Raw genomic sequence first — 23,953 nt, 5'->3', positions numbered from 1 at the left:
GATCACCAGGTGCGAGGCCGGCAGAAGACCGCGGTGGCGTCGTCGTGCACCTTGTTCCTCGGCTGCCGGAGTCCCTGGGGATCGGCGAGTTCGGCGGTGCGTACGCGGCGGATCAGCTCAGCCGGTCCGTCCGCCCCGGCCAGTACGTCCAGCAGCTCGGGCCACTTCAGCTCTCCGAAGGTGTCCGCGATGATCGAGGCCCCGTCCGTGAGTACCGCCGCCCGGGCCACGGAGGACCGCGGGGCGCTCCCGGTCAGCGCCTCGTGGGCGGCCTGCGGTGCGGCGGCAGCCACCCAGTACCCGCCCGGCACGTTGCAGTGGACCCGCAGTTCGAGGGCGAGCGCGCGGAGCGCCTCGGCGTGCTCGTCGGTGCCCAGTGGAACGGCGGCGAGCGCCCGGTGCTCGGCGACGGCCACGTCGTCGAACCGGTTGTCGGTGACGACCCGTACGCCCTCGGGCAGGTCGAGCACGACCGAGGAGTCGCCCAGCACCAGGTACTCGTACGCGTCCTCGTTCTCCCGCAGGAGGGCGACCGTCGCGGACGGGTGGCCGGGATGGGCGATGTCGCAGCTGCGGCCGTGTTCGTCGGCCGTGGTGGATATGGCCTCGGCCAGCGCGTCGGCCAGTGGCAGACCGGGTTCCGGCGCGAGCAGGGAGAGGAGCCGGCCGCCCAGCTTCCGGGTGAACCACCGGGTCCCGTGGCTGCATCCCGTGTCCAGGCCGCCCGGGACGGTGGCGCCGTCGAGGACGACCACGAGGTCGTCCGTGACCGCGACGAAGTCCTCGTTCGGACGTTCGGGCCTGCTGGGCAGAGTGGCCAGAGCGATGTGCATGAAGTGGGCGTCCTTCACTCGTGGGACGTCGGGGCGTGAGCACGGCGACCCGCTCCTCCCCGGTCCATGGCTGCGACGAGCGGCCATGATCCTTTCTTCTCCCGTACCGCTCAAGGGAATTCAGGCAGGGCGCTCCCTCCGGAGCCGTACGAGGGCAGAGCGAGGGCCCTACGAGGGCTGCGCGAGGGCCCTACGAGGGCTGCGCGAGGTCGTGCGCCGATCGCTCCGCGCCGCGCCACCGCTCTTGGGCCGGCCGGGCGCCCAGCGGTCAGGCGAGCATGCCCATCTCGTCGCTCCCGACTTCCACTTCGGCGTGCGGGACCGTGACCTCGACGGGACGTCCCAGATCGGTGAAGGTCAATGTGCTGACGGACGACCCGGCGGTCCCCATCTGCAGGGTCATCCGTATCCGGACCGCCCGCCCCTGCCCGTCCACCCATACGTCGACGGGTACGAAGATCTCGCCGCCCATCATCTCGCGCAGCTTCCCCACGGTCTCCAGCGGCTTCTTCGCCAGCTTCAACGTGATGGCCTCATAGGGGAGTTGGTCGCGGTAGTGGGTGGCCTGGACGGAGCCCACCCGCTCCGGGCCCGTTCTGGTGAAGTCGGTGGCCATGGCGGCCTGCTCCAGCGTGTACTCCGGGTCGTTCGCGGGGGCCCTCAACACGTGCTGGGCCTCGATGCCGGGCCGGTCGATGGCCGTCCACTCCATCGTCTCGGCCCCTGCCGTGCCCCGCATGTAGAGCTTCCCGTCGGTGAAGACCTCTTCGAACCGGGCCGCTGACGCCACGCTGACCGTCGTGGTGCCCCGGTGGCGGGTGAAGTCGTACGCGCCACCCCCGGAGATGAGGTACGTCGTGCCCTCGCCCGCGCCCGTCTCCGTGCGGTGCGTGGTGCGTGCCGTCGTACGGCCGGTCGACTCGACGGCGGCCAGGACGGTCCGTGTCGGGTCGGCGCTCGGGCTCGGCGAGGGCGACCGGCTCTCCGCCGGGCTCGTCCCATCTGCGCTCGTCCCGTCCGCGCTCGTCCCGTCTGCCGGGGCGGACGTGCTGCAACCCCCCGCGAGCAGAGCGGTGCAGGCGAACGTGAGGAGAAGAGTGCGGCGAAGCAAGGCTGACTCCTGTTGGCTGGGAGCGGTGGTGTGCGACCGAATGCGGCACGCCTACCGCTCCGGCCAGCCTGTGTACCTGTGTGTGCGCTGTGGGTGAACGGGGTTCGGCCCGTGGGGGGATGGGGCCGGATCCGGCCTTCCGTGGGGGATCCGTCCCGTGCTCAGCGCTGGACCTGGCTCTCCGCGAGCGCCTTCCTGATGCGGTGGCCGCGGCTGCGCGCCGGGGGCCGGCAGTCCGGGGAGTCCGACGGGTGGGCGTAGGCGTCGGGGCGGGCGCCCGAGGCCGAGTGGCCCTCCGCCGTGATCACGGCCGGGCCGGTGATGGTCCGGTCGCAGTCGACGCAGATGAGGGGGATCACTGGCGGGCCGCCCGCCATGCGCGGCTGAGCCGTTCCGCGATTTCGCACTCGGCCCGGTCCGAACGGCAGGCCGCGCATTCCGCGGTGTGGGCGATCAGGGTGCGGTACTCCGCGTCTCCGGGGGCCGTGCCGGCGGCCGGGTCTGCCATGTCGGTGTTCCTTCGTCTCGGGGTGACGTGGTCGATCTCGGCCCAGACCCGTGCGATGCCGTCGGCACCCATGTCGTGGCCGAAGCGGTCGCCGTGCGCCAGCGTCATGAGGATGGTGCTGTGGATGGCGTTGCTCAGAGGCGAGGGGAGAGACGCCAACACCCGGAAAGCGCCGGGTGTTTCGAGGACCAGTGGCTCGGTGCCGGTCGCGGCGGCGAGCATGCCCGCGAGGGCGGCGACGCGCGGCGGCACGGAGGGCATGGCTCTCCCCTGGAGGATTGCATCACGTTTCGTAATGCTGAATATTCAGCTTCAACCTGATGGGTTAGCTTTGTCAATGTCCGACTTCCACTGCTGGGAGCTGTGCATATGCCTCGCGACACCCCTTACCTTCAGGTGGCCGACGCTCTCCGCGACCGTATTCGGGCGGGCGAGTGGGCCGTGGGCGACAAACTGCCCAGCCGCGCCCGGATCGCCGAGGAGTACGGGGTCGGCGCCTCGGTCGCGCAGCGTGCCATGGAGCGGCTCACCATCGAGGGCATCCTCGAAGGCCGTGCGGGTTCCGGCACTTACGTCCGCAGGCCGCGTGAGCGCCGGCGCATGATCCGTACCAGGCGCCCCGAGGGCCGCACCGCCTCGTACTACCGCACCGCCCTCAACTACCAGGAACACGAGGGGAAATGGGAGTCGCGCTCGGCCGCGCGGACTCCGGCGCCCGAGCGCATCGCGGAACGGCTGGCCATCGAGCCGGGCGACTTCTGCGTCGTCACCGACTACGAGTTCCTCGTCGACGGGCTGCCCGTCCAGCTCTCCAGGAGCTGGGAGCCGATGGCGATCACCGGGCACACCCCGGTCGTACTCCCCGAGATGGGCCCGCACGCGGGGATCGGCGTGGTCGAACGGATGCGGTCGATCGGCGTCGACATCGTGCGCGCCGTCGAGATCCCGCGCCCGGCCCGCGCCGACCAGGAGCAGGCGAACCTTCTCGGTATCAGCATCGGCGGCCTGATCACCGAGCTGGAACGCACCTTCTACGACACCGACGGCCGACCGGTCGAGACCTCGGACATCGTGGTGCCGGACGTGCGGTGGGAGATCGCGTACGAGATCTCCGTCGAACGGCACGAGTGACGCCCGGGTGGGCGTGACGTCCGCCTGGATGCGACGCCCGGGTGGTTGTGGCGTCCGCCTGGATGTGGCGCCCAGGTGGTTGTGGCGTCCGCCTGGATGTGGCGCCGGGCCGGACGTGACGCCGCCCCCGCAGGGCCTTCCGGCCGGACGGGGGCGGTTTCGTGCGTACGGGCCCGGGCGGGCCCTTGGGCCGCCGTGCGGCTCAGACGCCGGTCGGGGCCTTCGCCTCGACTGCCTCGGCCGTCTCTTCGTCGGTCGCCTCCGCCGTGGTCGCCTCGCTGGTGGTGGCCGCTCCGGCTTCGGCGGGTGCCTCGGCCTCGGCGGCCGCCGGTCTCGCCGGCTCGGCGGGCGCGGCGGTGACGGTGGTCGCGGCCGCTGCCGCGCGGGCCGTCGCGGCGGCCTTGCTCTGGTGGATCATCAGGCCGATGAAGCCGGCCAGGAAGCCGCTGATCAGGCCGGATATCGCGTTGTTCAGAGCATTGGTGCCCTCGCCGTCCGGCATCCCGATGATGAAGTAGACCACCACCGCGCTCATGACCGCCCCGGCGAGGCCGCCGATGATCGCGCTCGCCGCCGAGGTGCGCACGCGGGTGCCCAGGGAGGTGTCCGCAGGGGCTGAAGGGGCGGAAGTGAGGGGCGTGGTCATGGTGAATCCTCCAGTGGCAGGCTGCGTTGCGGGACCGCGAGCGCGTGGCCGTCGCCGGGGCAGGCCGAATTCCGCCGCCTCGGGGGCACGTGTCCTCACGGGCAGCCCGCCGGTTCTGGGGGATGCATCCATATCCTTGGCCAGAAGAGCACGCGTGGCAACTGCCTCATGCATAAAGACCATTGAGGCATGGAGTGCGCGGAATTAATGCCAACTGTGCTGCTGTGAAACCGAGGTGGCGGCTTCAAGCGTCGGTCGTGGATGAAATCGGCCCGGAGCGCGCATCGTTGTCGGCTTTCGGCCGTCTCCGCCGAGTCCTTCGTACGCCGTCTGCCCGGTCCCTTTCGGGGAATCCCGCGGTGCGGGCCGATGCCGGGAGGGCGGGCCGGTGCCGGCGGTTCGGGCTTGGTCCCCGGGGGGCGTGCGACCGGGTGGTCACCAGCGCGCTCAGGATGCCGTAGAGTTGTGTTTACCGACGCGGGGTGGAGCAGCTCGGTAGCTCGCTGGGCTCATAACCCAGAGGTCGCAGGTTCAAATCCTGTCCCCGCTACTGAAGGCCCGGGCCCGGCACGCACAGCGTGCCGGGCCCGAGTCGTTTCCGTGTGTTCGTACGCGCGTACGTGTCGGCCGCCCTGTCCGCGAGCCCGGTCCAACGGCTGGTTCACCGGCCGGCCCGGACGCCGGTCCGCACATCCGATCCGGCGGAGTAAAGATCTGCCGTAATGGGCATGAACTGGTCCATCCAGGAAACACCTCGCACGTCTGCACGGTCGGTTTCGTCCGGTCGAACGCGTTGACGGGCGTCCGGTACCCGGAGCGACCGCGCGAACGGTGCGGAACCCCCGCTCCGCCGGGCCGGAACGCCCGGCGTACGCCGGCGATGGGGGGCGCTCGAAGGGGAGTCGTGCGCTCCCCCCTATGGACGACGGGGAGTCGCCGCGCGGCGCGGCTCGGGCAGGCCCGGGCGGGGAGCGGTAGGTTCCGCAGCCGTGGCGGGACAGGGCAGGAGAAGCGCAGAGGTGGGGAAACGGCTGTACGGGGACGGCTGGACGTCCGGGGGAGCGAGTGCCCGGCGATTCGTGCGGGTTCTGCCTGCCCTGCTCATTCTCGGCGGGCTCGTCTTCGACATCGCGTCACCGCCCCGCTTCACGGCGGTGCCCCTGTTCGTCGCCGCTCCCCTGATCGCCGCGCCCTTCGCCTCCCGGGCCGGCACCGTCCGGATCGGCGTCGCCTCGCTGGCCGCGGTCATCGCGATGCGGGTGTACGTGGGCACCATCGGGCAGATCGTGCCGATCATCGAGACGCTCACCGTGGCCACCACAGCCGTACTGGCACTCGTCATCAACGGAGTCGTACGGCGCGGCAACGAGCAGCTCGCCTCCGCCCGGATCATCGCGGAGACCGCGATGCGCGCGGTGCTCCCCGTCCCGGCCGACCGGGTGGGCGGACTCCATGTCGCCGCACGGTACGAGGCGGCGCAGGCGGACGAGTACGTCGGCGGCGACCTGTTCGCCGTCGCGGACACCCCGTACGGCGTGCGCCTCGTACTCGGTGACGTACGCGGGAAGGGGCTCGACGCGGTCGAGGCGGTGGCGGTGATCATCGGCGCGTTCCGGGAGGCCGCCGAGCAGGAGGAGTCACTGGAGGGCGTGGCGCAGCGGCTGGAGCGGGCGTTGCTCAGGGATGCGGCACGGCGCGGGGGACTGGACCCGGTGGAGGGGTTCGTCACCGCGGTGCTCGCCGAGATCCCGCAGGGCTCCGAGACGGTGCGGATCGTCAACAGGGGCCACCCGGAACCCCTGCTGCTGCATGCCGGAGGGGCGCTGGACGTGCTGCGGCCCAGTACGCCCGCGCTGCCGCTCGGCATGGCGCTGGGTACCTGGCCGGACCGGGCGGACGAGTGGGTTCTCCCGCCGGGCGCGACCCTGTTGACCTATACGGACGGGCTCTCCGAGGCGCGCGACTCCGCGGGTGTGTTCTACGACCCGGCGGAGCGGCTGCGCGGCCGGATCTTCCCCGGTCCCGACGAGCTGCTCACGGCGCTCACCGACGACGTCCGGCTGCACACCGGTGGCCGTTCGACCGACGATCTGGCGCTGCTCGCGGTCGCCCGGCCGGCGGAGGACCAGCCGGAACGCCGGACCACCGTGCCGATCGTGGGCCGCGGGGGAGGCTGACGCGGTTCCGGCCGGCCCGGGGGCGTTCCCGCGGCGCCTTCGTGATGCCCCTTCCTGATGCCCCTTCGTGATGCCCCTTCGGGCGGCCCGCGAGAACCGCACCCCGGTACGGCGACAGTGCGGCGATGTCGGGGCGACGGTCCGTAGCGGCGCGGTGCCGCTCGATAACATATGACACACCATCAGAAAAGCCGGAGTGAGGCACCCGCCCGCAAGTCGCCCTGATAAGTGCCGAAAAGCCCCGGTAAATTCCGGCCCGAAGTGGGAATGATCAAGGGGAACAGCTTGGAATCGGAGCCGTCTGTCTATTAACGTTCGATAACGCAGCGCGGTCGTCCCAGCCGTCGTCGGAGACGGCGCCGTGCGCGAGCGCCGAATTCCGCAAGGGAACCGGGGAACCACCTTCTTGGGGTGAATCGGACACCTGCGTCTCGGGAGAGACGCCAGGCGCCCGTAGGAGACCTTCCTGCTCCGAACCCGTCAGCTAACCCGGTAGGCGAGAAGGAAGGAAAGGAGTGCGCCCACGTGGCGTCCAACCAGCCTGCCCCCGGAGCCCCTTCACCGTTTGCCACCCGTGAGGGTTTCGGATCCCCCGGTGACGCCGACACGTCCTGGGAGGAATGGAACCCCACCGAGGATTCCCTCCGCCCCGTGCGCGGCCGGCACCGCGTGGCCAAACAGCGCGGTCTCGCGCGTAGTTCCACCGTCCTCGGTGTCGGCGTCATCGCGGCCGTCGGTGCGGGCGGCATGGCCACCGCGCAGAGCAAGCCGCCGGTCTCCATTTCCCTTCCCGATTCGCTCACGGACAACCTTCCCGACGCCAAGTCCGTTCCCGGGCTGGGCGCCCTGATCACCGCGGTGGAGTCCGACGACACCCCCGCACCGGTCGCCGCGGCCGCGCCGTTCACCTCGGCCGGTCTGACGACCGCGGAGACGGAGAAGGGCACCACCGACGCGGGTGAGGCGCTGCGCGCCCGCATCCTCCAGCAGGCCGAGCAGCAGCAGTCCGCCGCCGACGCCGAGGCGAAGGCCGCGCAGGAGTCCGCGGCCGCGGCCAAGGCGGCGGCCGAGGCGCAGAAGCAGCAGGAAACGGCCGCGGCGAAGGCGGCGGCGGAGAAGAAGGCGGCCGAGGAGGCCGCGGCGGAGAAGGCCGAGGCCGAGAGGCTCGCCAAGCTCGCCGCCGCGTACTCGCTCCCCACCTCCGCGTACACGATCACCTCCACCTTCGGCGAGGCCGGCACCATGTGGGCCTCCGGGCACCACACCGGTCTCGACTTCGCCGCCCCGACCGGCACCCCGGTCAAGGCCGTGCACGGCGGAACGGTCAAGTCGGCCGGCTGGTCCGGTTCGTACGGGTACCGCACGGTCCTGGTGCTCGACGACGGTACGGAGATCTGGTACTGCCACCAGTCCTCCATGGACGTGGTCGCCGGCCAGCACGTCGACACGGGCGACACCATCGGCCGCGTCGGTGCCACCGGCAACGTCACCGGCCCGCACCTCCACCTCGAAGTCCACACCGCGGACGGCACCGGCATCGACCCGATGACCTGGCTGACCGACAAGGGCCTCACCGTCTGACAGCAGCACCAGCACCCGGGCACGCCGTGCGGGGGCCCACGAGGTCCCCGTACACCGCCCCGGCAGCTCCCCGACCCCGGCAGCCCTGACGCTCTCCCCCCGACGTCAGGGCTGCCGGCCTGCTCGCGGGGTACTCGTGAGCGGCGTGCCGGAAGACCGGAAGACCGGAGTGACGGAATAACGGAATACGGTCTCCGGTTCGTTTCGTTGTTCCCCCATGAACTCTTCTCTTCGCACGCTCGGATCGTCCGCCCTCGATGTCTTCCCGCTCGCCCTCGGCGGCAACGTCTTCGGCTGGACCGCCGACGAGGCGCAGTCCTTCGCGGTGCTCGACGCCTACGCCGCCGCGGGCGGCAACTTCGTCGACACCGCCGACTCGTACTCGGCCTGGGTACCGGGCAACCGGGGCGGCGAGTCGGAGACGCTGATCGGCAAGTGGCTCATGTCCCGCGGCAACCGTGCGGACGTCGTCGTCGCCACCAAGGTCGGCGCCCACCCCGAGTACCGGGGGCTTGCCGCCGGGAACGTCAAGGGCGCGGTGGAGGAGTCCCTGCGGCGGCTCGACACCGACTACATCGACCTCTACTACACGCACTTCGACGACGAGACCGTCCCGGTGGAGGAGATCGTCACCGCCCTCGACCAGCTGGTGAAGGAGGGCAAGATCCGCGAGATCGGCGCCTCCAACATCCGCCCCGAACGGCTGCGCGCCTCGCTCGAATTCTCCGAGCGCGAGGGGCTGGCCCGGTACGTCGCCCTCCAGCCGCACTACAACCTGGTCTCCCGCGACACCTACGAGGGCCCCGCGCAGGACCTCGTCGCGGAGGCCGGGCTGAGCGCGGTCCCGTACTACGCGCTGGCCGCGGGCTTCCTCACCGGCAAGTACCGGCCCGGTACGCGGGTGGAGAGCCGCCGTGCCGACACGGCCGGCGCGCACCTGGAGTCCGAGCGGGGCCAGAAGGTGCTCGTCGCGCTCGACGCCGTCGCGCGGGAGCGGGAGGCCGAGATCGCCACCGTCGCCCTGGCCTGGCTCGCGTCCCGCCCCACGGTCGCGGCGCCGATCGCCTCGGCCCGTACGCCGGAACAGCTCCCCGCGCTGCTCGCGGTCGCCGACCTGACCCTGACCGACGAGGAGCTGGACCGGCTCACCGCGGCCTCCGCCTGAGCGGCGGCGTCACCCCGGCGGGTGCAGATACGGGTTGTGTCCGTCGTACTGCTGGTGCGGAGGCGGCTGTTGCGGCCGGGGTGCGGGGGCCTGCTGCCCGGTGCCGTACGGCGCCTGCCACGCGTCTCCGTACGGGGTCGCCGGACCGGTGCCGTACGGGGCCGGTGCCGGGCCGCCCTGTGCGCCCTGCCCCCCGGGCCAGGCCTGGCGGGGGTATCCCCGCGGGGGCGGCCAGCCCCGGGCGTGGGCGCCGTGCGCCGCGTGCGGGTGGGGCCCGGGGGCGTACGGGTAGGGCGCCGGGCGGCGGACGACCGGGCGGAACACGCTGCGGGCGGCGTGGCTCAACGCGGGCGCAGCGACGGCCCTGCGCTCCCAGAGGTGGTGCAGCAACTCCTGCTCGCGCGCCGCGAAGTCGCCGCCCACCGTGCCACGCCGGGCATCCCGGCGCAGCGCCGCCAGCGAGGTCGCGAACGACTCGTACTCCGCGACGGCCCGGGCCGCCGCCCGGCCCCTGGCCCGGTCCGACGCGCCGTGCCAGTGCCGCGCCAGGTCCCGGGCCATGCCCCGGGCGCGCATCGAGCCGAGCGCGAGCGGTTCGGCGGGGGTGAGCCAGCCGGCCATCGCGTACGCCGGGAACTCGGCTGCCAGCGTCCGCAGTTCCCGTCCGCGCGACCAGATCGCCAGCCAGATCAGCAGCCCGAAGACGGGCATCATCGCGACGCCGTAGACCAGATAGAAGCCGTACGGGCCGAAGGTCGCCGAACCGTTCCACAGGGCGTGCATGCCCATCGCGAGGAGCAGCCCCAGCAGCGGAAGCGCGATCCGCCGGACCCGCCGTCGGCCACGCCCCCGGCCGGCCGCGGCGAGACCGAACCCGATGCCCGTGAGCGTGGTGAACACCGGGTGCGCGAAGGGCGACAGGACGATCCGCACGAAGAAGGTGCCGACCGTCAGGGAAGCGATTCCCACCGTGCCCAACTGCCGGTCCTCGCCGAAGGCACTGCCGAGATAGAGGATGTTCTCGCTGAACGCGAAGCCGGTCGCGGTGAAGCCCGCCGCCACGATCCCGTCGACGACCCCGTTGAACTCCCGCCTGCGGAAAAGGAAGAGCATCAGCACGGCGGCGCCCTTGGCGCTCTCCTCGACTATCGGCGCGACGACCGTGGCCCCCAGGGTGTCGGCGCCGGCGGGGTCCGCCGAGAGGTTCGCGATCCAGTACGTCGCGAAGGAGTTCGCGACGATCGCGACCAGCGCGGCCGCGCACGAACCCCAGGCGAAGGCGAACAGCAGATTTCGCCAGGGCGCCGGTTCGACCCGGTCCAGCCAGCGGAACGCGGTCATCAGGAGCGGCACCGGCAGCACCGCGAGCCCGAGACCGACGAGGAACCCCTCGGTGCCGGTCTCCTCGCGCACGAGCGCCAGGATGAGCAGCCCGCAGATGGCCAGCGTGACGATCACCGCACCCGCGCGGAACGCCTTGCTGCGCCACAACAGCCCCACCCGGCGCGGGCGGTAGCGCCAGTGGGCGCGTTCCGGAACGGCGCCCAGGATCTCGCCGAGCCGCTGCTCCTCGAGCACGGGGACGGCGGGCTGGGGATGCGGGTTCTGCTCGGGCCCGGCGGACATGCTCCGACCCTAACGAGGGGGACCGACAACTGACCAGGCGGTTCCCGGGCCGATGCGTGCGCGCCCCGGGCCGTCGAGGGCATGCCGGGCCGGGGCCGTCGGGGTGTGGTGGTGCGGCGGGCGCGCCCTCGGGCGGCCCCGGTCTCAGATCCTGGTGAAGAGCAGGTCGTGGACGACGTGCCCCTTGTCCAGGCCCTGGCCCTCGAAGCGGGTCAGCGGCCGGAACGCGGGGCGCGGGGCGTAACCGCCGTCCGCCTGCGTGTTCTCGAACCGGGGGTGCGCGGTGAGCACCTCCAGCATCTGCTCCGCGTACGGCTCCCAGTCGGTCGCGCAGTGGATCACCGCACCCGGCTTCATGCGGCCCGACACCAGGTCCAGGAAGTCCGGCTGGATCAGCCGGCGCTTGTGGTGGCGGCTCTTCGGCCAGGGGTCGGGGAAGTACACCCGCAGCCCGTCCAGGGACTCCGGCTTCAGCATCTCGCGGAGCAGGATGATCGCGTCGCCGTTGGCGACCCGCACGTTGGCCGAGCCCGCCTGGTCGGCGAGGCGGAGCAGATTGCCCTGGCCCGGGGTGTGCACGTCGACGGCGAGGATGCCGGTGGCCGGGTCGTCCGCCGCCATCTGCGCGGTGGCCTCGCCCATGCCGAAACCGATCTCGAGCACGACCGGCAGCCCGCCGAACATCTGGTCGAGGTCGAGCACGCGCAGGCCGTCGATGTCGAAGCCCCACTGCGGCCAGAGACGTTCGAGCGCGTCCTGCTGGCCGATGGTGACCCGGCTGCGGCGCGGCTGGAAACTGCGGATGCGGCGCTCGTGGTGCGAGCCGGCCGGATCCGCGGCGGGACCGCCCGGGAACCGCGGCTCCTGGCGCAACCGGCGCTGCCTGTCGAAGGAGGCGGCCCGGCGCGCTGCGGCGTCGGCGGCTTCCGCGTCGGCGGCGTCCGGGGCCGTGGCCTCCGCGTCGGCGGCGTCCGGGGCCGTGGCCTCCGCGTCGGCGGCTTCCGCGTCCACGGCGTCCGCTTCCCGCGCGGGTGCGGGCGCGTCCGGGGCGCTGTCGCTCGCGGCGGCGTTCTTGGCGGGGGCCTCGGCGGTCCCGGCGTGCGCGCCGGGCTCCGTGCTGGGGTTCAGGGGCTGCTCAGACACAATGCCCCGATTCTACGGCGGGCGGCCTCCACCCCGCCCCCTGCGCCAGGGCCAGCACCCGCCGGGCGATCTCCCGGCCCACCGGCAGTGCCGTGGCGAGCGCGGCGTCGGCGGGGGTGTGCAGCACGTGCACGGTGTGCGGGGCCTCACGGATCAGGAAATCGTCGGCCGGTGTGCCGTCGTCGTGCACCGCCTGGGCCCGCACACCGGAGTGCGCCGGGCGCAGATCGTGCTCGGTCACGTCGGGCAGCAGCCGCCGGAGGGCGGCCGCGACCGTCGCCGCCGTCGCCCGGTCCGTCGCCTGCCCCGTCGCCGCCGTCCGCCCGGCCCGCTCAGGGCGCCCGGCCCGCCCGTCCGGCGCGGCCCGCCCGTACGCCCCGGCCGGGACCGGCGGCAGGGCCGCCGCCGCCCCGACGAGGCGCGCCCGGTCCCGTACGTACCCCTCGGTCCGGCGCGCGGTCCGCCAGGAGGCGGGCCGGGTCAGCGCGGAGAGCAGACCGCCGGGGTGGACCGGCGGTGCGGCCCGCCCGGATGCCGCCGCGCCGACCGGCCCCACGTGGACCGTGCCGTCGACGGACCGGACCAGGCCCCGGATCAGCTGCGCCCCGAGGAACGGGTGCCCGGCGGCCGGCACCGGGTGCACCACCCCGCGCACCAGCTCCGCCCCGCACAGCTCGTAGTACGTGTCCCGGACGGGTACGACGCGTACCCCGGGCTCGTCGCCCGCGAGCCGCGCCACCCGGTCGCTCTGCGGGCCCGCGGCGTTGACCAGGGCCCGGGCGCGGACCACCGTCCCGTCCGCCGTACGCGCCGCGACGCCCCAGGGCCGCCGGTCCACGGCGGTCACCCGCGCCGCGCACCGTACGACCGAGCCTGCGGCGGCGACCTCGCGCGCGAGCGCCGCGAGGACCCCGGCCGCGTCGCACACCCCGGTGGTGGAGACCCTGATCGCGGCCTGCCCGCGCACTCGGGGTTCGTACTCCGCGATCTGCGCCGGGCCCAGCTCGCGGACCGGCAGGCCGTGCTCCCGGCCGCGCTGTGCCAGGGCGTGCAGCCGGGGGAGTTCGGAGCGGTCCGTCGCCACGATCAGCTTGCCCGCGACGGTGTGGGCGATGCCGTGGCGTGCGCAGAAGTCGGTCATCTCGCCGCCGCCGCGTGCGGCGAACCGGGCGGTGAGGGAGCTCCGGCGGTGGTGGACACCGCTGTGGATCAGCCCGCCGGCCGGTCCCGCGAGGAGGCCGGCGGGGTTGTGCGCCTCCTCCAGGACCGTGACCCGGGTGCCCGGCGCCGCGCGCGTGAGCGCGTACGCCGTCGACAGACCGACGATCCCGCCGCCGATCACCAGCACGTCGCAGTCGTAGTCCGCGTGCGTCCTCATCACGCCACCTCCCACCCCGATAGTGCACTGACCCGCTGACAACCGGATCAAACCCCGGACGGGGCGGGGACGTGGCGCGAGTTCCGGCGGGCGGGCCGCGACGGGGCCGTCAGGCCGGAGCCACCAGCAGCGGCCGGGCCCGCTCGCGCAGCTCGGCGACGCGCGGCTCGTCGCCGTACGGTTCGAGGCGGTGCAGCAGATCGCGGACGTACTCGGTGGTCCGGGCGGAGGAGATCCGCCCCGCGACCTCCACCGCGCGGGTACCGGCGGCGCAGGCGGCGTCGAGGTTGCCCGACTCCAGCTCGGCCACCGCGGAGACGACCAGCCGCAGACCGTGCGAGCGGACGAACTCCTCCGTCGGCTTCGACAGCGCGAGCTCGGTGAACCGGCGCACCTGGCGGGGCGCCTTGAGGTCGCGGTAGCACTCCGCGGCGTCGGCGGCGAACCGGTCGTACGAGTAGAAGCCGAGCCACGAGGGATCGGAGTCCCCCGGCCGCGACCGCTCCAGCCAGCTCTCGGCACCCCGCAGCGCGGCCCCGGCCGCCGGGGCGTCGCCGGCCTTCGCGTGTGCGCGCGCCTCCACCAGACGGAAGAAACTCATCGTCCGGGCCGTCGCGAGGCCCCGGTTCCGCTCGACCGCCGCCTGCGCGAGGTCGACCCCCTCGTCGGCGAAGCCCCGGTAGGTCGCCTGGAGCGACATCGAGGCCAGGACGTACCCGCCGAGCGGGACGTCGGCGGCGGCGCGGGCGAGCCGCAGTGCCTGGATGTAGTAGCGCTGGGCGGCCTCCTGCTGACCGGTGTCGAAGGCCATCCACCCGGCCAGCCGGGTCAGTTCGGCCGAGGCGCCGAACAGCGCGCGGCCCACCTCGTCGCTGTACGAACCGAGCAGCAGGGGCGCGGCGTCCACGCGTAAGCACTCCGGGACCATCGAGGAACGCCAGTCCCCGCCGCCGTACTTGGAGTCCCAGCGGCGCGCGTCCTGGGCGGCCTCGCGGAGTTTGGCGACATCGCTGTGCCCGACCCTGAGCGGCGAGGCGTCGGCCACCGAATCGGGCCCGGGCTGCACGGGGACCGTGCCGTGACCGGCGGGCAGCACGAGACCGTTCCGCGCCGGACCCGCGGGCACCGGGCGTCCCTCCCCCGGGCCGAGAAGCGCGGTCCGCGCGGCCGCGGAGTCCCGGGCGACCGAGGGGTCGGCAGGGGTTATCAGCCAGCGCGAGGCGGGCGTGGCGTAGGCGCTGACCGAGAACGATCCCGCCAGCGACTGCCAGATGCCGTTGCCTCCACGGCGGCCCGCGAGGTCCAGGCGGTACAGCTCCGTGGCCGAGCGCACCGCCTCCGCCACGTCGCGCGGGAAGGCGAGACCGACCTCGGGCGCCGGGTCGGCGTCGGCGAGACCGATCTCGTGCAGCGGGACCGGCCGGCCCAGCTTGGCCCCGATCGCGGCGGCGATCAGATGCGGCGCCGCGCCCTGCGGCACCATGCCCTTGGCGACCCAACGGGCCACCGAGGTCTTGTCGTAGCGAAGTGTCAGCCCGCGCTGTGCTCCGAGGTCGTTGACCCGCCGGGCGAGCCCGGCGTTGCTGATTCCCGCGAGGGCGAGAACCGTGCCGAGCTTCTCGTTCGGCCCGCGTTGCTCCCTGGACATGCGCCACCCCTCGACACACAGACAGCCGCCGCGTCACCGGGGGCGGCGCGCGGCATTCGTACCGTGTTCTCCTCCTGGCGGGCGCTCGTGGCCAGGCGCACACGCATGTGGCCGAACCCCGAGGAATATGCCGCCGTGCTGAGACCATCGGTAAACCCAGCGTAGTTCTCCGCATCCCTACCGTTAAGGGGCATGGGTTCGGATGGCGGGATTGTGGCCCGCGCCGGACGTCGTGCCGGGATCGTCCGGAGGGCCGGCGGGGGCGCCGAAAGATGTCCGACGTGCCCCGGCCGTGTGGCCGTGCGCCCGGCCGTGCGCTCTCGTCGGGCCGGAGTCGAAGCGCTTCCATGGAGTCTGCGTGGGTCGGCCCGTCGCACTGGACTCGGCGGGCTGGGGGACACTGCCGCCCCATTCCCCGCGGGCGGCGGACCGGCCCGGGAGGTGCGCGCCACCTCCCGGGCCGAGCGCCCGGCGGGACCCTGCGGGGCGCCGGACGGGGCGTGGTGCGCGTGCGGAGCGCCCGGGGGCGTGCGCCCGGCTCGCGCGCCGGACCGGGCCGTACGGCGCCGGGGCGAGGGCACGGACTCGGAGGGACGCCGTCGGTGCGCCGACGCCGAACCGATGAAGAATGGCTGAATATCGACGATCGCTGATCCGCCGCAAACCGCCGCGAGAGCGCTCCTTCGATGGCTTGAATACATCTGATGGTGCGTCGGCTCGCACCTGCTCGGGCCGCCCCGGCGTCCCGGCGGCGGATCCGCGCGCGGGGCGTGAAGGGCCCCGCCGGAAGGGCGCGGCGCGGCCGTGCGGGGGCGCGACGGTGGTGCGGGCACACCGCCGGGCGCCGGAGGGGCCGGAAGGCGCCAACAAGCGGAAGGTGCAGTTCCGTTGGGTGCGACGGCTCCGCGCGTACCTTCCGGCTCATGCCAGGGGCGCATGCTCTTCCGGCGTGCGCCGCGCGTACCCCCTCCCGGCCGCCGCAGTCGTGGCAGCATGTCCCGCAGCGGCGCTCCAACGGACCATGTGCGCCGTCAGTCCACAGCCTGTGGAGGCGGCGATGCGTTGGTTGGTGGGGTGGAGCACTGTCGCCGCGAGCTTCGGCACGGTGGGTGCGGCCGACGCGGGCGGCGAGGGGCGCACGGTCCAGCCGGTGGGCTCCCAACTCCTGTGGGGCGGGCCCGATCCGCTCTGGGCGGTCGGCGACTGGCGCCCCGACGAGATCCGGCTCGTCGACGCCGCGACCACGGTCGGCGCCCCCGCCACCCGACTCGCCGTGCTCGGCTGCTGCGGGGCGACCGACGAACAACTCCGCGTCGGACTCCTCTCCGCGCGCGGCGGCGCCCTGCGCCACCTCACCGCCTGGCCGGGCAGTTACACGGTCGTCGTGCAGACAGGACGGCGCGTCACCGTCGCCGGAGACCTGGCCGGAGCACGCCCCGTCTTCCACACCCCCTGGGCCGGCGGCACCGCGTACGCCACCGCCGCACTGCCGCTCGCCGACCTGATCGAGGCCCAGCTCGACATCGGTCACCTGGCCGCCCTGCTGGCCTGCCCGGACACCCCCGAGGCCCTGGGCGACGGCACCCCGTACGCCGGTGTGAAGCGCATCCCGCCCGGCCACGCGCTCATCCTCCGCGAGGGCTCCCGTGAGATCACCGGCTACGAACCCGTCGCCTCCCTCGCCGTCGCCGCCCCGCAGGCCGACCCCGTGCACGCGGTGGAGGGCGTACGCGACGCCCTCGTCGAAGCCGTACGGGCCCGGCTCACCGCACCTCGCCACGCCCCGGAGACCGGGCCGCAGGACCCCGGGCCCGTACCCGGCATGGGACCCGCCGACCGCCGCGCGGCCCGTGGCCGGGGGCCCGTCCCCGGGATCGGGGCCGACCTCTCCGGCGGCAGCGCCTCCGCCACCCTGGCCCTGCTCGCCGCCGGTCTGCCCGGCCTCCCCGGTACGGTCCTCGGCCACGGCACCGGCGCGGGGGAGCGGCTCCTCGCCGTCACCTTCAACGACCTCACCACCCGCGGCGACGAGGACGAGCTCGCCCGCGCCCGGGCCATCGCCGCCAACCCGCGCCTCCACCACGTGGTGGTCCCCGCGGGCGAGGAGGCACTCCCCTACGCGGACCTCTCGGTGGAGAACGGGGTGATCACCGACGAGCCGGCGCCCTCCCTCGTCATCGCCGAACGCCACCGCCGCCGCCTCGCCGCCGGCAGCGCGGACCACCTGGTCGGGTACGGCGCCCGGCAGGTGCTCGACGCCCACCCGGCCCGGCTGGCCGACCTCCTCATGGACCGCCGCAGGCGCGACCTGCTGAGACCCGTCGCGGCGCTCACCCGCGCCGAAGGCGCCTTGGCGCACTCGATGTTCGTCCCGCTCGCCGTCTACCGGGCCGCCCGACGGCTGGCCCGGACCTCCTACCGCACCGGCCTGGAGACCGCTGCCGGGCTGCTGCCCGAGGCCAACCGGTACCCCACCGACGGCCTCGACGGCCCCGTGGGCGACAACACCGCCGCCGACGCCTCGCTCGCCGCCCTCACCTGGTCCCGGCCCGGACCCGCCGCGCGCTGGCTCACCGGGGAGGCGCTCGCCCAGGTGGCGGTCCGGCTCCAGGAGGCGGCGATCCGCCCCGCCACGGCGCAACGCCCGGGCCAGGCCAGGGCGGGGGCCGCCCTCGCCCGGGCCGCCGCCGACCACCGCATCCTGGAGCAGGCCGCCGACATCCGCAGCCAGCGGCTGCACGCGCCATTCCTCGACAACCAGGTCGTACGGGCGGCCCGCGCCCTGCCCGAGTCGCTCCGGGTCCAGCCGGGGGCGCGCGCGGCGATCCTGCGCCGGGTCCTGTCGGGCGCGGGCATCCACGAACTGCCCTCCGGCTGGGGCGCCCCCTCGCTCGCCCGGTCGACGCAGGCGACCCGCACCGGACTCCGCCTGGCACTGCCCGAGTTGATCGACCTGTTCGACGCGCCGCTGCTCGCCGACGCCGGCCTCATCGAGGCGCGGGTGGTCCGCAAGGCGCTGCGCGCGGCGGCCGACGGGGAACCACTGCCGCTCGACGGGCTCGCGGACCTGGCCTCCACCGAACTCTGGCTCCGCCGCCTGATGGGCCGCCGGGGCACCTGCTGGACCGGCACCGCGGCACCGCGCAGCCGGGCCGTCGCCGGGGGCGTCCTCCCGGCCGCCCGCCGCTCGCTGCAGGCGTGACGCCGCCGTTCCCGCAGGGGGTGGCGGGCAGGCCGCTCGGCCGGGCCGCTGCCCGCGGGACTGCTGCCGGCGGGACTGCTGCCGGCGGGCAGCAGCCCGCCGCGCGGCTTACCCGCCGGACCGCTGCATGCCGCGCGGCTTACCCGCAGGTGAACCGGGAGTCGGCCCAGTCGGCCATCGTCGCCCCGCCGAGCGGCCGCGCGGACTCGACGACCAGGCGCACCGTCTCCAGCCCGTCCAGGGAGACGCTCACCGGTACGGCGGGGGAGCCGGCCCGCACGACCCCGGATGCCCACAGCACTTCGCCCCCGGCCCCGATCACCGAGAAGCGCACCGCGCCCAGGCCGAGGGCCAGATCGTCGATGCCGGCCATCGCCTCGTAACGCGTGCAGCGCCCGTCCAGCCGTACGGACACCGACGAACGGCCCGCCACCGTCACACCGTGCGCGTACGCGGTGGAGGCGATCGACAGGCTCCGGCGCTGCCAGATCGGGCTGCTCCCGGCGAGCTCCACCTTCGGCCCGGGCCCGTCGTCCAGGAGGTCGTAACGCAGCTCGCTGAACCAGTGGGCCGAGCTCGCCGGGGTCTTCGGCGCGGGCTCGTCGGCGGGAGGAGTGGGCGCCGGGGCGGGCGGCTCCTCGGCGGCCGGCGGAGAGGGAGCGGGCACCTCGGGTGCGGCCGAGGGCTCCGGCGTGGGCGTCACCGGCGCCGACGGCTCCGGCACGGCCTCCGGTGGGGACGGCTCCGGTACGGCCGGCTTCGGCGCGGCCGGGGAGGGTGTCGGCGGGGACGGCTCCGGTGCGCGGGGCGGTACCGGTACGGGTGGCTCGGGCGAGGGCGCGGCGGACGGGACCGAGGCCGCCGCCACCGGGGGCTTGGCCACCGGCTCGGGCCGGTCGTCGCCGGCCAGCGCCCACACCAGTCCGGCAGCCGCCGCGACGGCCACCGCGGCCGCGATCCCCACCTTGACCGGGGCGCCCAGGCCCTCCGCCGCCGCGCCACCGGCTGCCGATCCGCCGCCGGACCCGCCCGCCGCGGCGCCGCCCGCCGAGGCCGTACCCGCGGCCGCACCCGTTCCGGTGCCGGACCCGGTCGCGGCGGCTGCGGCCCCGGCCCCGGCCACGCCGAGCGTGCCGCCGGCGACGGCTCCCGCAGCCTTGAGCGAGTACGCGGCGGCGAACCAGCCGATGACCGCGACCGGCAGCAGCGCGGGAATCCCCGCGTTGACCTGCTTCAACTCGCCGGCCGCCAGACGGCACTTGGCGCACTCGTCCAGATGCTTGCGGAGTCCGCGCTCCGCCCGCGTCCGTAGGCCGCCCCGCGCGTACGCGCCGAGCCGGTCGGCGTACCGCGCGCAGTCACCGCCCGCCACCAGGGCCTGGCTGACGTGCGCCTGGAGGTAGGCCTGCTTCAGCCCCTCACGGGCCCGTCCCGCGAGCACCGCCGTGGCGTTGGCCGACAGCCCGAAGAGCGGGGCGACCTCGCTCGGCGACTCCTCCTCCACGGTGGTGTGCCAGAGCACGGCCTGCCAGCGTTCCGGCAGACTGCGGAACGCCTGCAGGGCCATGGACTGTTCGGCCTCGTGCATCGCGCGGACGTCGGCGCCCAGGTCCAGGGTGTCGTCGTCGGAGAGCTCCGAGGTGCGGGCCGCCCCGGCGGCGAACACCGCGAAATCGTCGACCAGGTGCTCGCGTTTCGCGCTCTTCGTCCAGGCGGCGGCGACATGCCGGACCGCGGTCATCAGATAGGCACGGACGGCCTCTTCGGGCCCCTTTCCCCCGCGTACCGCCTGAAGGGTCCGGGTGAAGACCTCGGCCGTCAGGTCGTCCGCGGTGTGCGCGTCCCGGCAGCAGGTGCGCGCGTAGCGTCGGACGGCGCCGGAGTGGCGCCGGAACAGTTCCTCGTACGCCCGGTCGTCACCGGACCGCATACCCCTGATCAGCTCGGCGTCCGACACGGTGAGGCCGGTCGCGGAACCCCGCCCGGTGCGCTGCGGAGGCACCGACCAGGGGCCCGGCAGCACCGTGTCGCCGCTCCCTGCCGGAGCCTCCGCAGCGAACCGGGCGGGGTGCTGCGGGTTCGGGACGCCCCGCGATGCTCGTACCTGTCCTGCCGCCGGGACGTCGCGCCCCGTCGGCGCTCCCGGGACTTCCCGCCCGTCGGTGCTGCCCGATCCGCCGTCGGCCGATCCGCCGTCGGCCGGTCGGACGACGGGCCTCGCGGTGCCGGGGAGCCTCTCCTCGCCGCCCCGCGGGTGCATCTGCGCGCGGCGCGGTGCGGGGACCGTGCCTTCGGGGGCCTCGGGGCCCTCCCGGCCTTGGGTGCCGCCCTCGGTCGAGACGCCGTCGAGCGGCTCTTCCCGTGTGCCGTCACCGCTCATCGCGGAGCCCCCGTACCTGCCGTGAACCCGATTCCGGGCCACACTGCCACAAGGCCCTTGCGCCGCGCGCCGGTTCAGCCCCACCTTCCACTCGTCCGGGGTGGCCGACCGAATGGGAGCGCGAGAGGTCATCCGAACGGGAAGGGCGCGCCGCCGGCCGGCCGCCGGTCAACGGCCGGCGGCCCCCCGGAGCGCGGACAGCCCCTCACGCGCTCACGCGGGGCGCGAACGCAGTCCCTCCAGCAGGATGTCCAGCAGCCGTGCGGACGCGGCGGCCTGCTGGGCCGGGTCTGGCAGCGAGGGTGCCGAGGTCGCGATCACCAACAGCACGTCGGCAACGGTCACATCGGTGCGCAGCTCGCCCGATTCCCGCGCCCGTTCGACGAGTCGGCCCACCACCTCCAGCAATTCACCCGTGCCCGAGCTCTCCTCGTCCTCCTGTCCGGCCGGCCGCTGCGGCGTCTGGCGGAGGTCAGTCGCAGCCGCGTTCTGCCGCTGCTGCGGTACGCGCGTCCCGTCCGCGCCGTCCCCAGCGGTGCGGACGGTGTCCTCGCCCCTCGGCGAGGTCTCCACGCGCAGCACCTGCGGCGGCAGCAGCCTGCCCGCACCGGACGCCACCGACGTCCGGAGGAAACGGGAGAGCGCGGACCACGCCTCGTCCTCCTGCCCGAGCGCCGCGCGGGCCTGCTCCGTCAGCCGAGCGGTCTCGGCCTCGGCTATTCGACGCACCAGGACGTCCTTGCTGGGGAACCGGCGGTAGACGGTGCCCACTCCGACCCGGGCGCGCCGGGCCACGTCCTCCATCGGGGCGCCGTACCCCAGCTCACCGAAGACCTCCCGCGCGGCGCGCAGGACGTGCTCCAGGTTGCGCTGCGCGTCCACGCGCAGCGGCGCGGAACGAACCGCGGCTCCGGTCGAGGAAACGGCCGTGGAACCAGCGGCGGGACCTGCGGCGGAACCGACCGCCGGAGCGGCCGGGGCGTTTGGCGCGACGGCCCCCAGCGCCCTGCCCAAGCCCGAACCCGCCCCGCCGGCCGGGCGGGACGACTCGACGACGGCGAGCGCTCCCGGTGTGCTCAGCCGTGCGACGGCCTCGGTCGAGGCCGGGACGGCAACCTGCCCATGCGAATCCTGAATGTGCATGACTTCCCCCGGTTATGACGTCTCCCCCCGGAGACTTCCCCACCATGTGAACCGGAGGGAGGAGTGCCGAACTGCCCCATCCCCCACCCCGATCGGCTACGAACATAGTTGAGCGGGGGGCAATTCAGAAGGGGCAGTTCCGCACGGAGCGCCCCTCGATCGGAGCAAGGACCCGTTGATTACTGTTTCCGCCCATGCGCGCGCCCCCTTTCCACCTGCCTGACCTGCGGGACTACCCGGACTTTCCTGACGGGTAGTGAGCCCGCGCGCCGGAGCTTCCCGGTCACACAATTTGCAGGGCCTGTGGACAAACCTGCGACTCCGTTGCGTCATGGGGTGGTGATGGCTCCAGAATCCCGGGGAACGGCCCCCGGCAGCAGGCCAAGTGCGCGCATTCTCGTCGTCGGCGGAGGCTACGTCGGGATGTATACGGCGCTGCGCCTCCAGAGGAAGCTGAAGAGCAGGCTGAGGAGCGGCGAGATCGAGATCCTGGTCGTCACGCCCGACCCCTATATGACGTATCAGCCGTTCCTTCCCGAAGCGGCGGCCGGATCGATCTCGCCCCGGCACGTCGTCGTCCCGCTCCGCCGGGTACTCCGCCGGTGTCGCATCGTCGTCGGCGAGGTCCACCGCATCGACCACGTGAACCGGACCGCCACCGTGAGCACCCTTGCCACCGGCGGGCCCGGCGACGGGGCGGTGGAGATGCCGTACGACGAACTGGTCCTCGCCCCCGGTTCCGTCGCGCGCACGCTCCCGGTCCCCGGACTCGCCGAGTCCGGGATCGGTTTCCGGACGGTGGAGGAGGCGATCAAGCTGCGCAACCACGTCATCGAGCAGATGGACATCGCCTCGGCCACCCGCGATCCGGCCCTCCGCGACGCGGCTCTCACCTTCGTCTTCGTCGGCGGGGGGTACGCCGGTGTGGAGGCACTCGCCGAACTGGAGGACATGGCCCGCTACGCCGCGCGGTACTACCACAACATCCGCTCCGACGACCTGAGATGGATTCTCGTCGAGGCGACCGGGCGGATTCTCCCGGAAGTCGGTGAGGCCATGGGGACGTACGCCGTGCGGGAGTTGCGCGGACGCAATGTCGACGTCCGCCTGGACACCCGGCTGGATTCCTGCGAGGACCGGGTCGCCGTACTGAGCGACGGCTCCCGTTTCCCGACCCGCACGCTCGTCTGGACGGCAGGGGTGAGGCCCGCTCCGCTCATCGCCGAATCCGGTTTCCCGGTCACCGGGCGGGGCAGACTGCGCTGCACCGCCGACCTCAGGGTCGCCGGTACCCAGCACGCCTGGGCGGCGGGCGACGCGGCGGCCGTCCCCGATCTGACCGCTCCGGAACCGGGCGCCACGACCGCGCCCAACGCCCAGCACGCCGTCCGCCAGGCGAAGGTCCTGGCGGGCAATGTCGTCGCCGCTCTCGACGGGCGTCCGCTCACCGCATACCGGCACGCGCACGCGGGCTCGGTGGCCTCCCTCGGCCTGCACAAGGGCGTCGCCCACGTCTTCGGGCGGCGGCTGAAGGGCTACCCCGCCTGGTTCATGCACCGGGCGTACCACCTCAGCCGCGTACCGACGTTCAACCGGAAGGCGCGCGTACTCGCCGAATGGACACTGTCCGGACTCTTCACCCGCGAGATCGTCTCCCTCGGCTCCCTGGAGCACCCCCGCGCCGAGTTCGAACTGGCGGCCGGGGGCGCAGGACCCCACCGGGCCCCGCCTCCGCGCCGCCACCCCGGCACCGGCGACGAGCCCCCGGAGCCGAAGGAACCGCCGGGCTGACCGCCCCGCGCCGTACGGGTCGCCCGCCGTCCAGGTCCCGCTTCCGAATCGCTTCCGAATCGCTTCCGAACCGCTCCCGGAGAGGCATGAGATCCCGTCGTACCGATGGTCGTACCGATGGAGGACCGGTGCCGTACCGCCGTCGCACGAGGCCGGTCCCGACCGCTCGGCCCGGTCGCGCACGTCCCGGGGAGGGCAGGTGCGCCACCCTGTCCAAAGGCCCCGGTCGGCCGGACGTGCGGCGGACCCGTACCGGCGGCCGAATGACGACTGTCAGTACGCTCCGTCACACTGGACGTGTGACCATAGGTACGTCCGCATCTGCACAGAGTGACCCGGTCGACCGCGACCAGAGGTGAACGCCGGCCCGACCCCCGGCGGTCACCGGCGCTGCCACCGGTGAACAGCGACATCGCACGGACAGCACGACAAGGCCCTGCCGTACCTTTCCCGGGCCGCGCCCCGCCCCTGACCCCGGCCGAGGACGCGG

General features: G+C 73.9%; 17 protein-coding genes, 1 tRNA gene and 1 riboswitch. Of the genes, 7 read left to right on the top strand and 11 right to left on the bottom strand.

Features of this window, described 5'->3' with window-relative positions; all coding sequences use genetic code 11:
• Positions 1 to 2: 2 nt before the first annotated feature.
• The 4 genes from OHA55_RS13865 to OHA55_RS13850 form a co-directional block, all read right to left on the bottom strand.
• On the bottom strand, positions 3 to 833 hold the full coding sequence (locus OHA55_RS13865) for a protein phosphatase 2C domain-containing protein (RefSeq protein WP_266706231.1): 831 nt from the start codon (positions 831 to 833) through the stop codon (positions 3 to 5).
• A gap of 268 nt (positions 834 to 1,101) precedes the next feature.
• Positions 1,102 to 1,944: a hypothetical protein gene (locus tag OHA55_RS13860; RefSeq protein ID WP_266706229.1), complete on the bottom strand. Its 843-nt coding sequence runs from the start codon at positions 1,942 to 1,944 to the stop codon at positions 1,102 to 1,104.
• Positions 1,945 to 2,105: 161 nt separating this feature from the next.
• Positions 2,106 to 2,303 carry a hypothetical protein gene (locus tag OHA55_RS13855; RefSeq protein WP_266706227.1) on the bottom strand — a complete coding sequence of 66 codons (198 nt, stop codon included), beginning with the start codon at positions 2,301 to 2,303 and terminating at the stop codon, positions 2,106 to 2,108.
• Positions 2,300 to 2,713, bottom strand: a complete 414-nt coding sequence (locus OHA55_RS13850) for a hypothetical protein (protein WP_266706225.1) — start codon at positions 2,711 to 2,713, stop codon at positions 2,300 to 2,302. The genes OHA55_RS13855 and OHA55_RS13850 overlap by 4 nt, the downstream gene beginning before the upstream one ends.
• Before the next feature lie 108 nt (positions 2,714 to 2,821).
• Here OHA55_RS13850 and OHA55_RS13845 point away from each other — a divergent pair, with 108 nt between their 5' ends.
• Positions 2,822 to 3,583: a GntR family transcriptional regulator gene (locus OHA55_RS13845; RefSeq protein WP_266706224.1), complete on the top strand. Its 762-nt coding sequence runs from the start codon at positions 2,822 to 2,824 to the stop codon at positions 3,581 to 3,583.
• Positions 3,584 to 3,785: 202 nt separating this feature from the next.
• On the opposite strand, the gene OHA55_RS13840 is transcribed toward OHA55_RS13845, so the two are convergent.
• On the bottom strand, positions 3,786 to 4,229 hold the full coding sequence (locus tag OHA55_RS13840) for a hypothetical protein (RefSeq protein ID WP_266706222.1): 444 nt from the start codon (positions 4,227 to 4,229) through the stop codon (positions 3,786 to 3,788).
• Between the two features lie 476 nt (positions 4,230 to 4,705).
• Between OHA55_RS13840 and OHA55_RS13835 the strand changes: the two genes are divergently transcribed.
• The 4 genes from OHA55_RS13835 (at position 4,706) to OHA55_RS13820 (ending at position 9,152) form a co-directional block, all read left to right on the top strand.
• Positions 4,706 to 4,779 (top strand) — tRNA-Met (locus OHA55_RS13835).
• Between the two features lie 469 nt (positions 4,780 to 5,248).
• Positions 5,249 to 6,406, top strand: coding sequence for a PP2C family protein-serine/threonine phosphatase (locus tag OHA55_RS13830; protein ID WP_266706220.1), 1,158 nt, complete (start codon positions 5,249 to 5,251; stop codon positions 6,404 to 6,406).
• 360 nt (positions 6,407 to 6,766) lie between these two features.
• Positions 6,767 to 6,920, top strand: a riboswitch (cyclic di-AMP (ydaO/yuaA leader).
• A gap of 11 nt (positions 6,921 to 6,931) precedes the next feature.
• On the top strand, positions 6,932 to 7,987 hold the full coding sequence (locus OHA55_RS13825; protein ID WP_266706218.1) for a M23 family metallopeptidase: 1,056 nt from the start codon (positions 6,932 to 6,934) through the stop codon (positions 7,985 to 7,987).
• A 217-nt stretch (positions 7,988 to 8,204) separates the two neighbouring features.
• The gene (locus tag OHA55_RS13820; protein WP_266706216.1) at positions 8,205 to 9,152 is read left to right on the top strand and encodes an aldo/keto reductase; all 948 of its coding nucleotides are present in this window, start codon (positions 8,205 to 8,207) and stop codon (positions 9,150 to 9,152) included.
• A 9-nt stretch (positions 9,153 to 9,161) separates the two neighbouring features.
• On the opposite strand, the gene OHA55_RS13815 is transcribed toward OHA55_RS13820, so the two are convergent.
• From OHA55_RS13815 to OHA55_RS13800, 4 genes are all read right to left on the bottom strand, one after another.
• Positions 9,162 to 10,778 carry a PrsW family intramembrane metalloprotease gene (locus OHA55_RS13815; protein ID WP_266706214.1) on the bottom strand — a complete coding sequence of 539 codons (1,617 nt, stop codon included), beginning with the start codon at positions 10,776 to 10,778 and terminating at the stop codon, positions 9,162 to 9,164.
• A 144-nt stretch (positions 10,779 to 10,922) separates the two neighbouring features.
• Positions 10,923 to 11,921 (bottom strand): tRNA (guanosine(46)-N7)-methyltransferase TrmB, encoded by a 999-nt coding sequence (gene trmB / locus OHA55_RS13810; protein WP_266706212.1) that lies wholly within the window; start codon positions 11,919 to 11,921, stop codon positions 10,923 to 10,925.
• Positions 11,914 to 13,299, bottom strand: coding sequence for an FAD-dependent oxidoreductase (locus tag OHA55_RS13805; protein ID WP_266706210.1), 1,386 nt, complete (start codon positions 13,297 to 13,299; stop codon positions 11,914 to 11,916). Before OHA55_RS13805 ends, trmB begins: the two co-directional genes overlap by 8 nt.
• 109 nt (positions 13,300 to 13,408) lie before the next feature.
• Positions 13,409 to 14,947, bottom strand: a complete 1,539-nt coding sequence (locus tag OHA55_RS13800) for a sporulation protein (protein ID WP_266706208.1) — start codon at positions 14,945 to 14,947, stop codon at positions 13,409 to 13,411.
• Positions 14,948 to 16,004: 1,057 nt separating this feature from the next.
• Here OHA55_RS13800 and OHA55_RS13795 point away from each other — a divergent pair.
• Positions 16,005 to 18,149, top strand: a complete 2,145-nt coding sequence (locus OHA55_RS13795) for an asparagine synthase-related protein (RefSeq protein ID WP_266706206.1) — start codon at positions 16,005 to 16,007, stop codon at positions 18,147 to 18,149.
• Positions 18,150 to 18,288: 139 nt separating this feature from the next.
• Here OHA55_RS13795 and OHA55_RS13790 read toward each other — a convergent pair whose 3' ends face one another.
• Together OHA55_RS13790 and OHA55_RS13785 are read right to left on the bottom strand one after the other, a co-directional pair.
• Positions 18,289 to 20,529, bottom strand: a complete 2,241-nt coding sequence (locus OHA55_RS13790) for a sigma-70 family RNA polymerase sigma factor (RefSeq protein WP_266706204.1) — start codon at positions 20,527 to 20,529, stop codon at positions 18,289 to 18,291.
• A 213-nt stretch (positions 20,530 to 20,742) separates the two neighbouring features.
• Entirely contained in the window at positions 20,743 to 21,672 is a 930-nt protein-coding gene (locus OHA55_RS13785; protein WP_266706202.1) for a TetR/AcrR family transcriptional regulator, read from the bottom strand.
• Between the two features lie 342 nt (positions 21,673 to 22,014).
• Here OHA55_RS13785 and OHA55_RS13780 point away from each other — a divergent pair, with 342 nt between their 5' ends.
• Complete coding sequence (locus tag OHA55_RS13780; protein WP_266706200.1) at positions 22,015 to 23,463, top strand: NAD(P)/FAD-dependent oxidoreductase; 1,449 nt, start codon at positions 22,015 to 22,017, stop codon at positions 23,461 to 23,463.
• Positions 23,464 to 23,953 lie beyond the last annotated feature (490 nt).

The organism is Streptomyces sp. NBC_00102, from assembly GCF_026343115.1.
GTDB lineage: Bacteria > Actinomycetota > Actinomycetes > Streptomycetales > Streptomycetaceae > Streptomyces.
The sequence above is the reverse complement of the archived record's forward strand: the minus strand, read 5'-3'. Positions and strand labels throughout refer to the sequence as shown.

Excerpts from the sequence above, each read along its gene's own strand:
- OHA55_RS13865 (WP_266706231.1), bottom strand. The coding sequence starts at position 833 with ATGCACATCGCTCTGGCCACTCTGCCCAGCAGGCCCGAACGTCCGAAC.
- OHA55_RS13850 (WP_266706225.1), bottom strand. The coding sequence starts at position 2,713 with ATGCCCTCCGTGCCGCCGCGCGTCGCCGCCCTCGCGGGCATGCTCGCC.
- OHA55_RS13845 (WP_266706224.1), top strand. The coding sequence starts at position 2,822 with ATGCCTCGCGACACCCCTTACCTTCAGGTGGCCGACGCTCTCCGCGAC.
- OHA55_RS13840 (WP_266706222.1), bottom strand. The coding sequence starts at position 4,229 with ATGACCACGCCCCTCACTTCCGCCCCTTCAGCCCCTGCGGACACCTCC.
- OHA55_RS13820 (WP_266706216.1), top strand. The coding sequence starts at position 8,205 with ATGAACTCTTCTCTTCGCACGCTCGGATCGTCCGCCCTCGATGTCTTC.
- OHA55_RS13815 (WP_266706214.1), bottom strand. The coding sequence starts at position 10,778 with ATGTCCGCCGGGCCCGAGCAGAACCCGCATCCCCAGCCCGCCGTCCCC.
- OHA55_RS13805 (WP_266706210.1), bottom strand. The coding sequence starts at position 13,299 with ATGAGGACGCACGCGGACTACGACTGCGACGTGCTGGTGATCGGCGGC.
- OHA55_RS13800 (WP_266706208.1), bottom strand. The coding sequence starts at position 14,947 with ATGTCCAGGGAGCAACGCGGGCCGAACGAGAAGCTCGGCACGGTTCTC.
- OHA55_RS13795 (WP_266706206.1), top strand. The coding sequence starts at position 16,005 with ATGCGTTGGTTGGTGGGGTGGAGCACTGTCGCCGCGAGCTTCGGCACG.
- OHA55_RS13790 (WP_266706204.1), bottom strand. The coding sequence starts at position 20,529 with ATGAGCGGTGACGGCACACGGGAAGAGCCGCTCGACGGCGTCTCGACC.
- OHA55_RS13785 (WP_266706202.1), bottom strand. The coding sequence starts at position 21,672 with ATGCACATTCAGGATTCGCATGGGCAGGTTGCCGTCCCGGCCTCGACC.
- OHA55_RS13780 (WP_266706200.1), top strand. The coding sequence starts at position 22,015 with ATGGCTCCAGAATCCCGGGGAACGGCCCCCGGCAGCAGGCCAAGTGCG.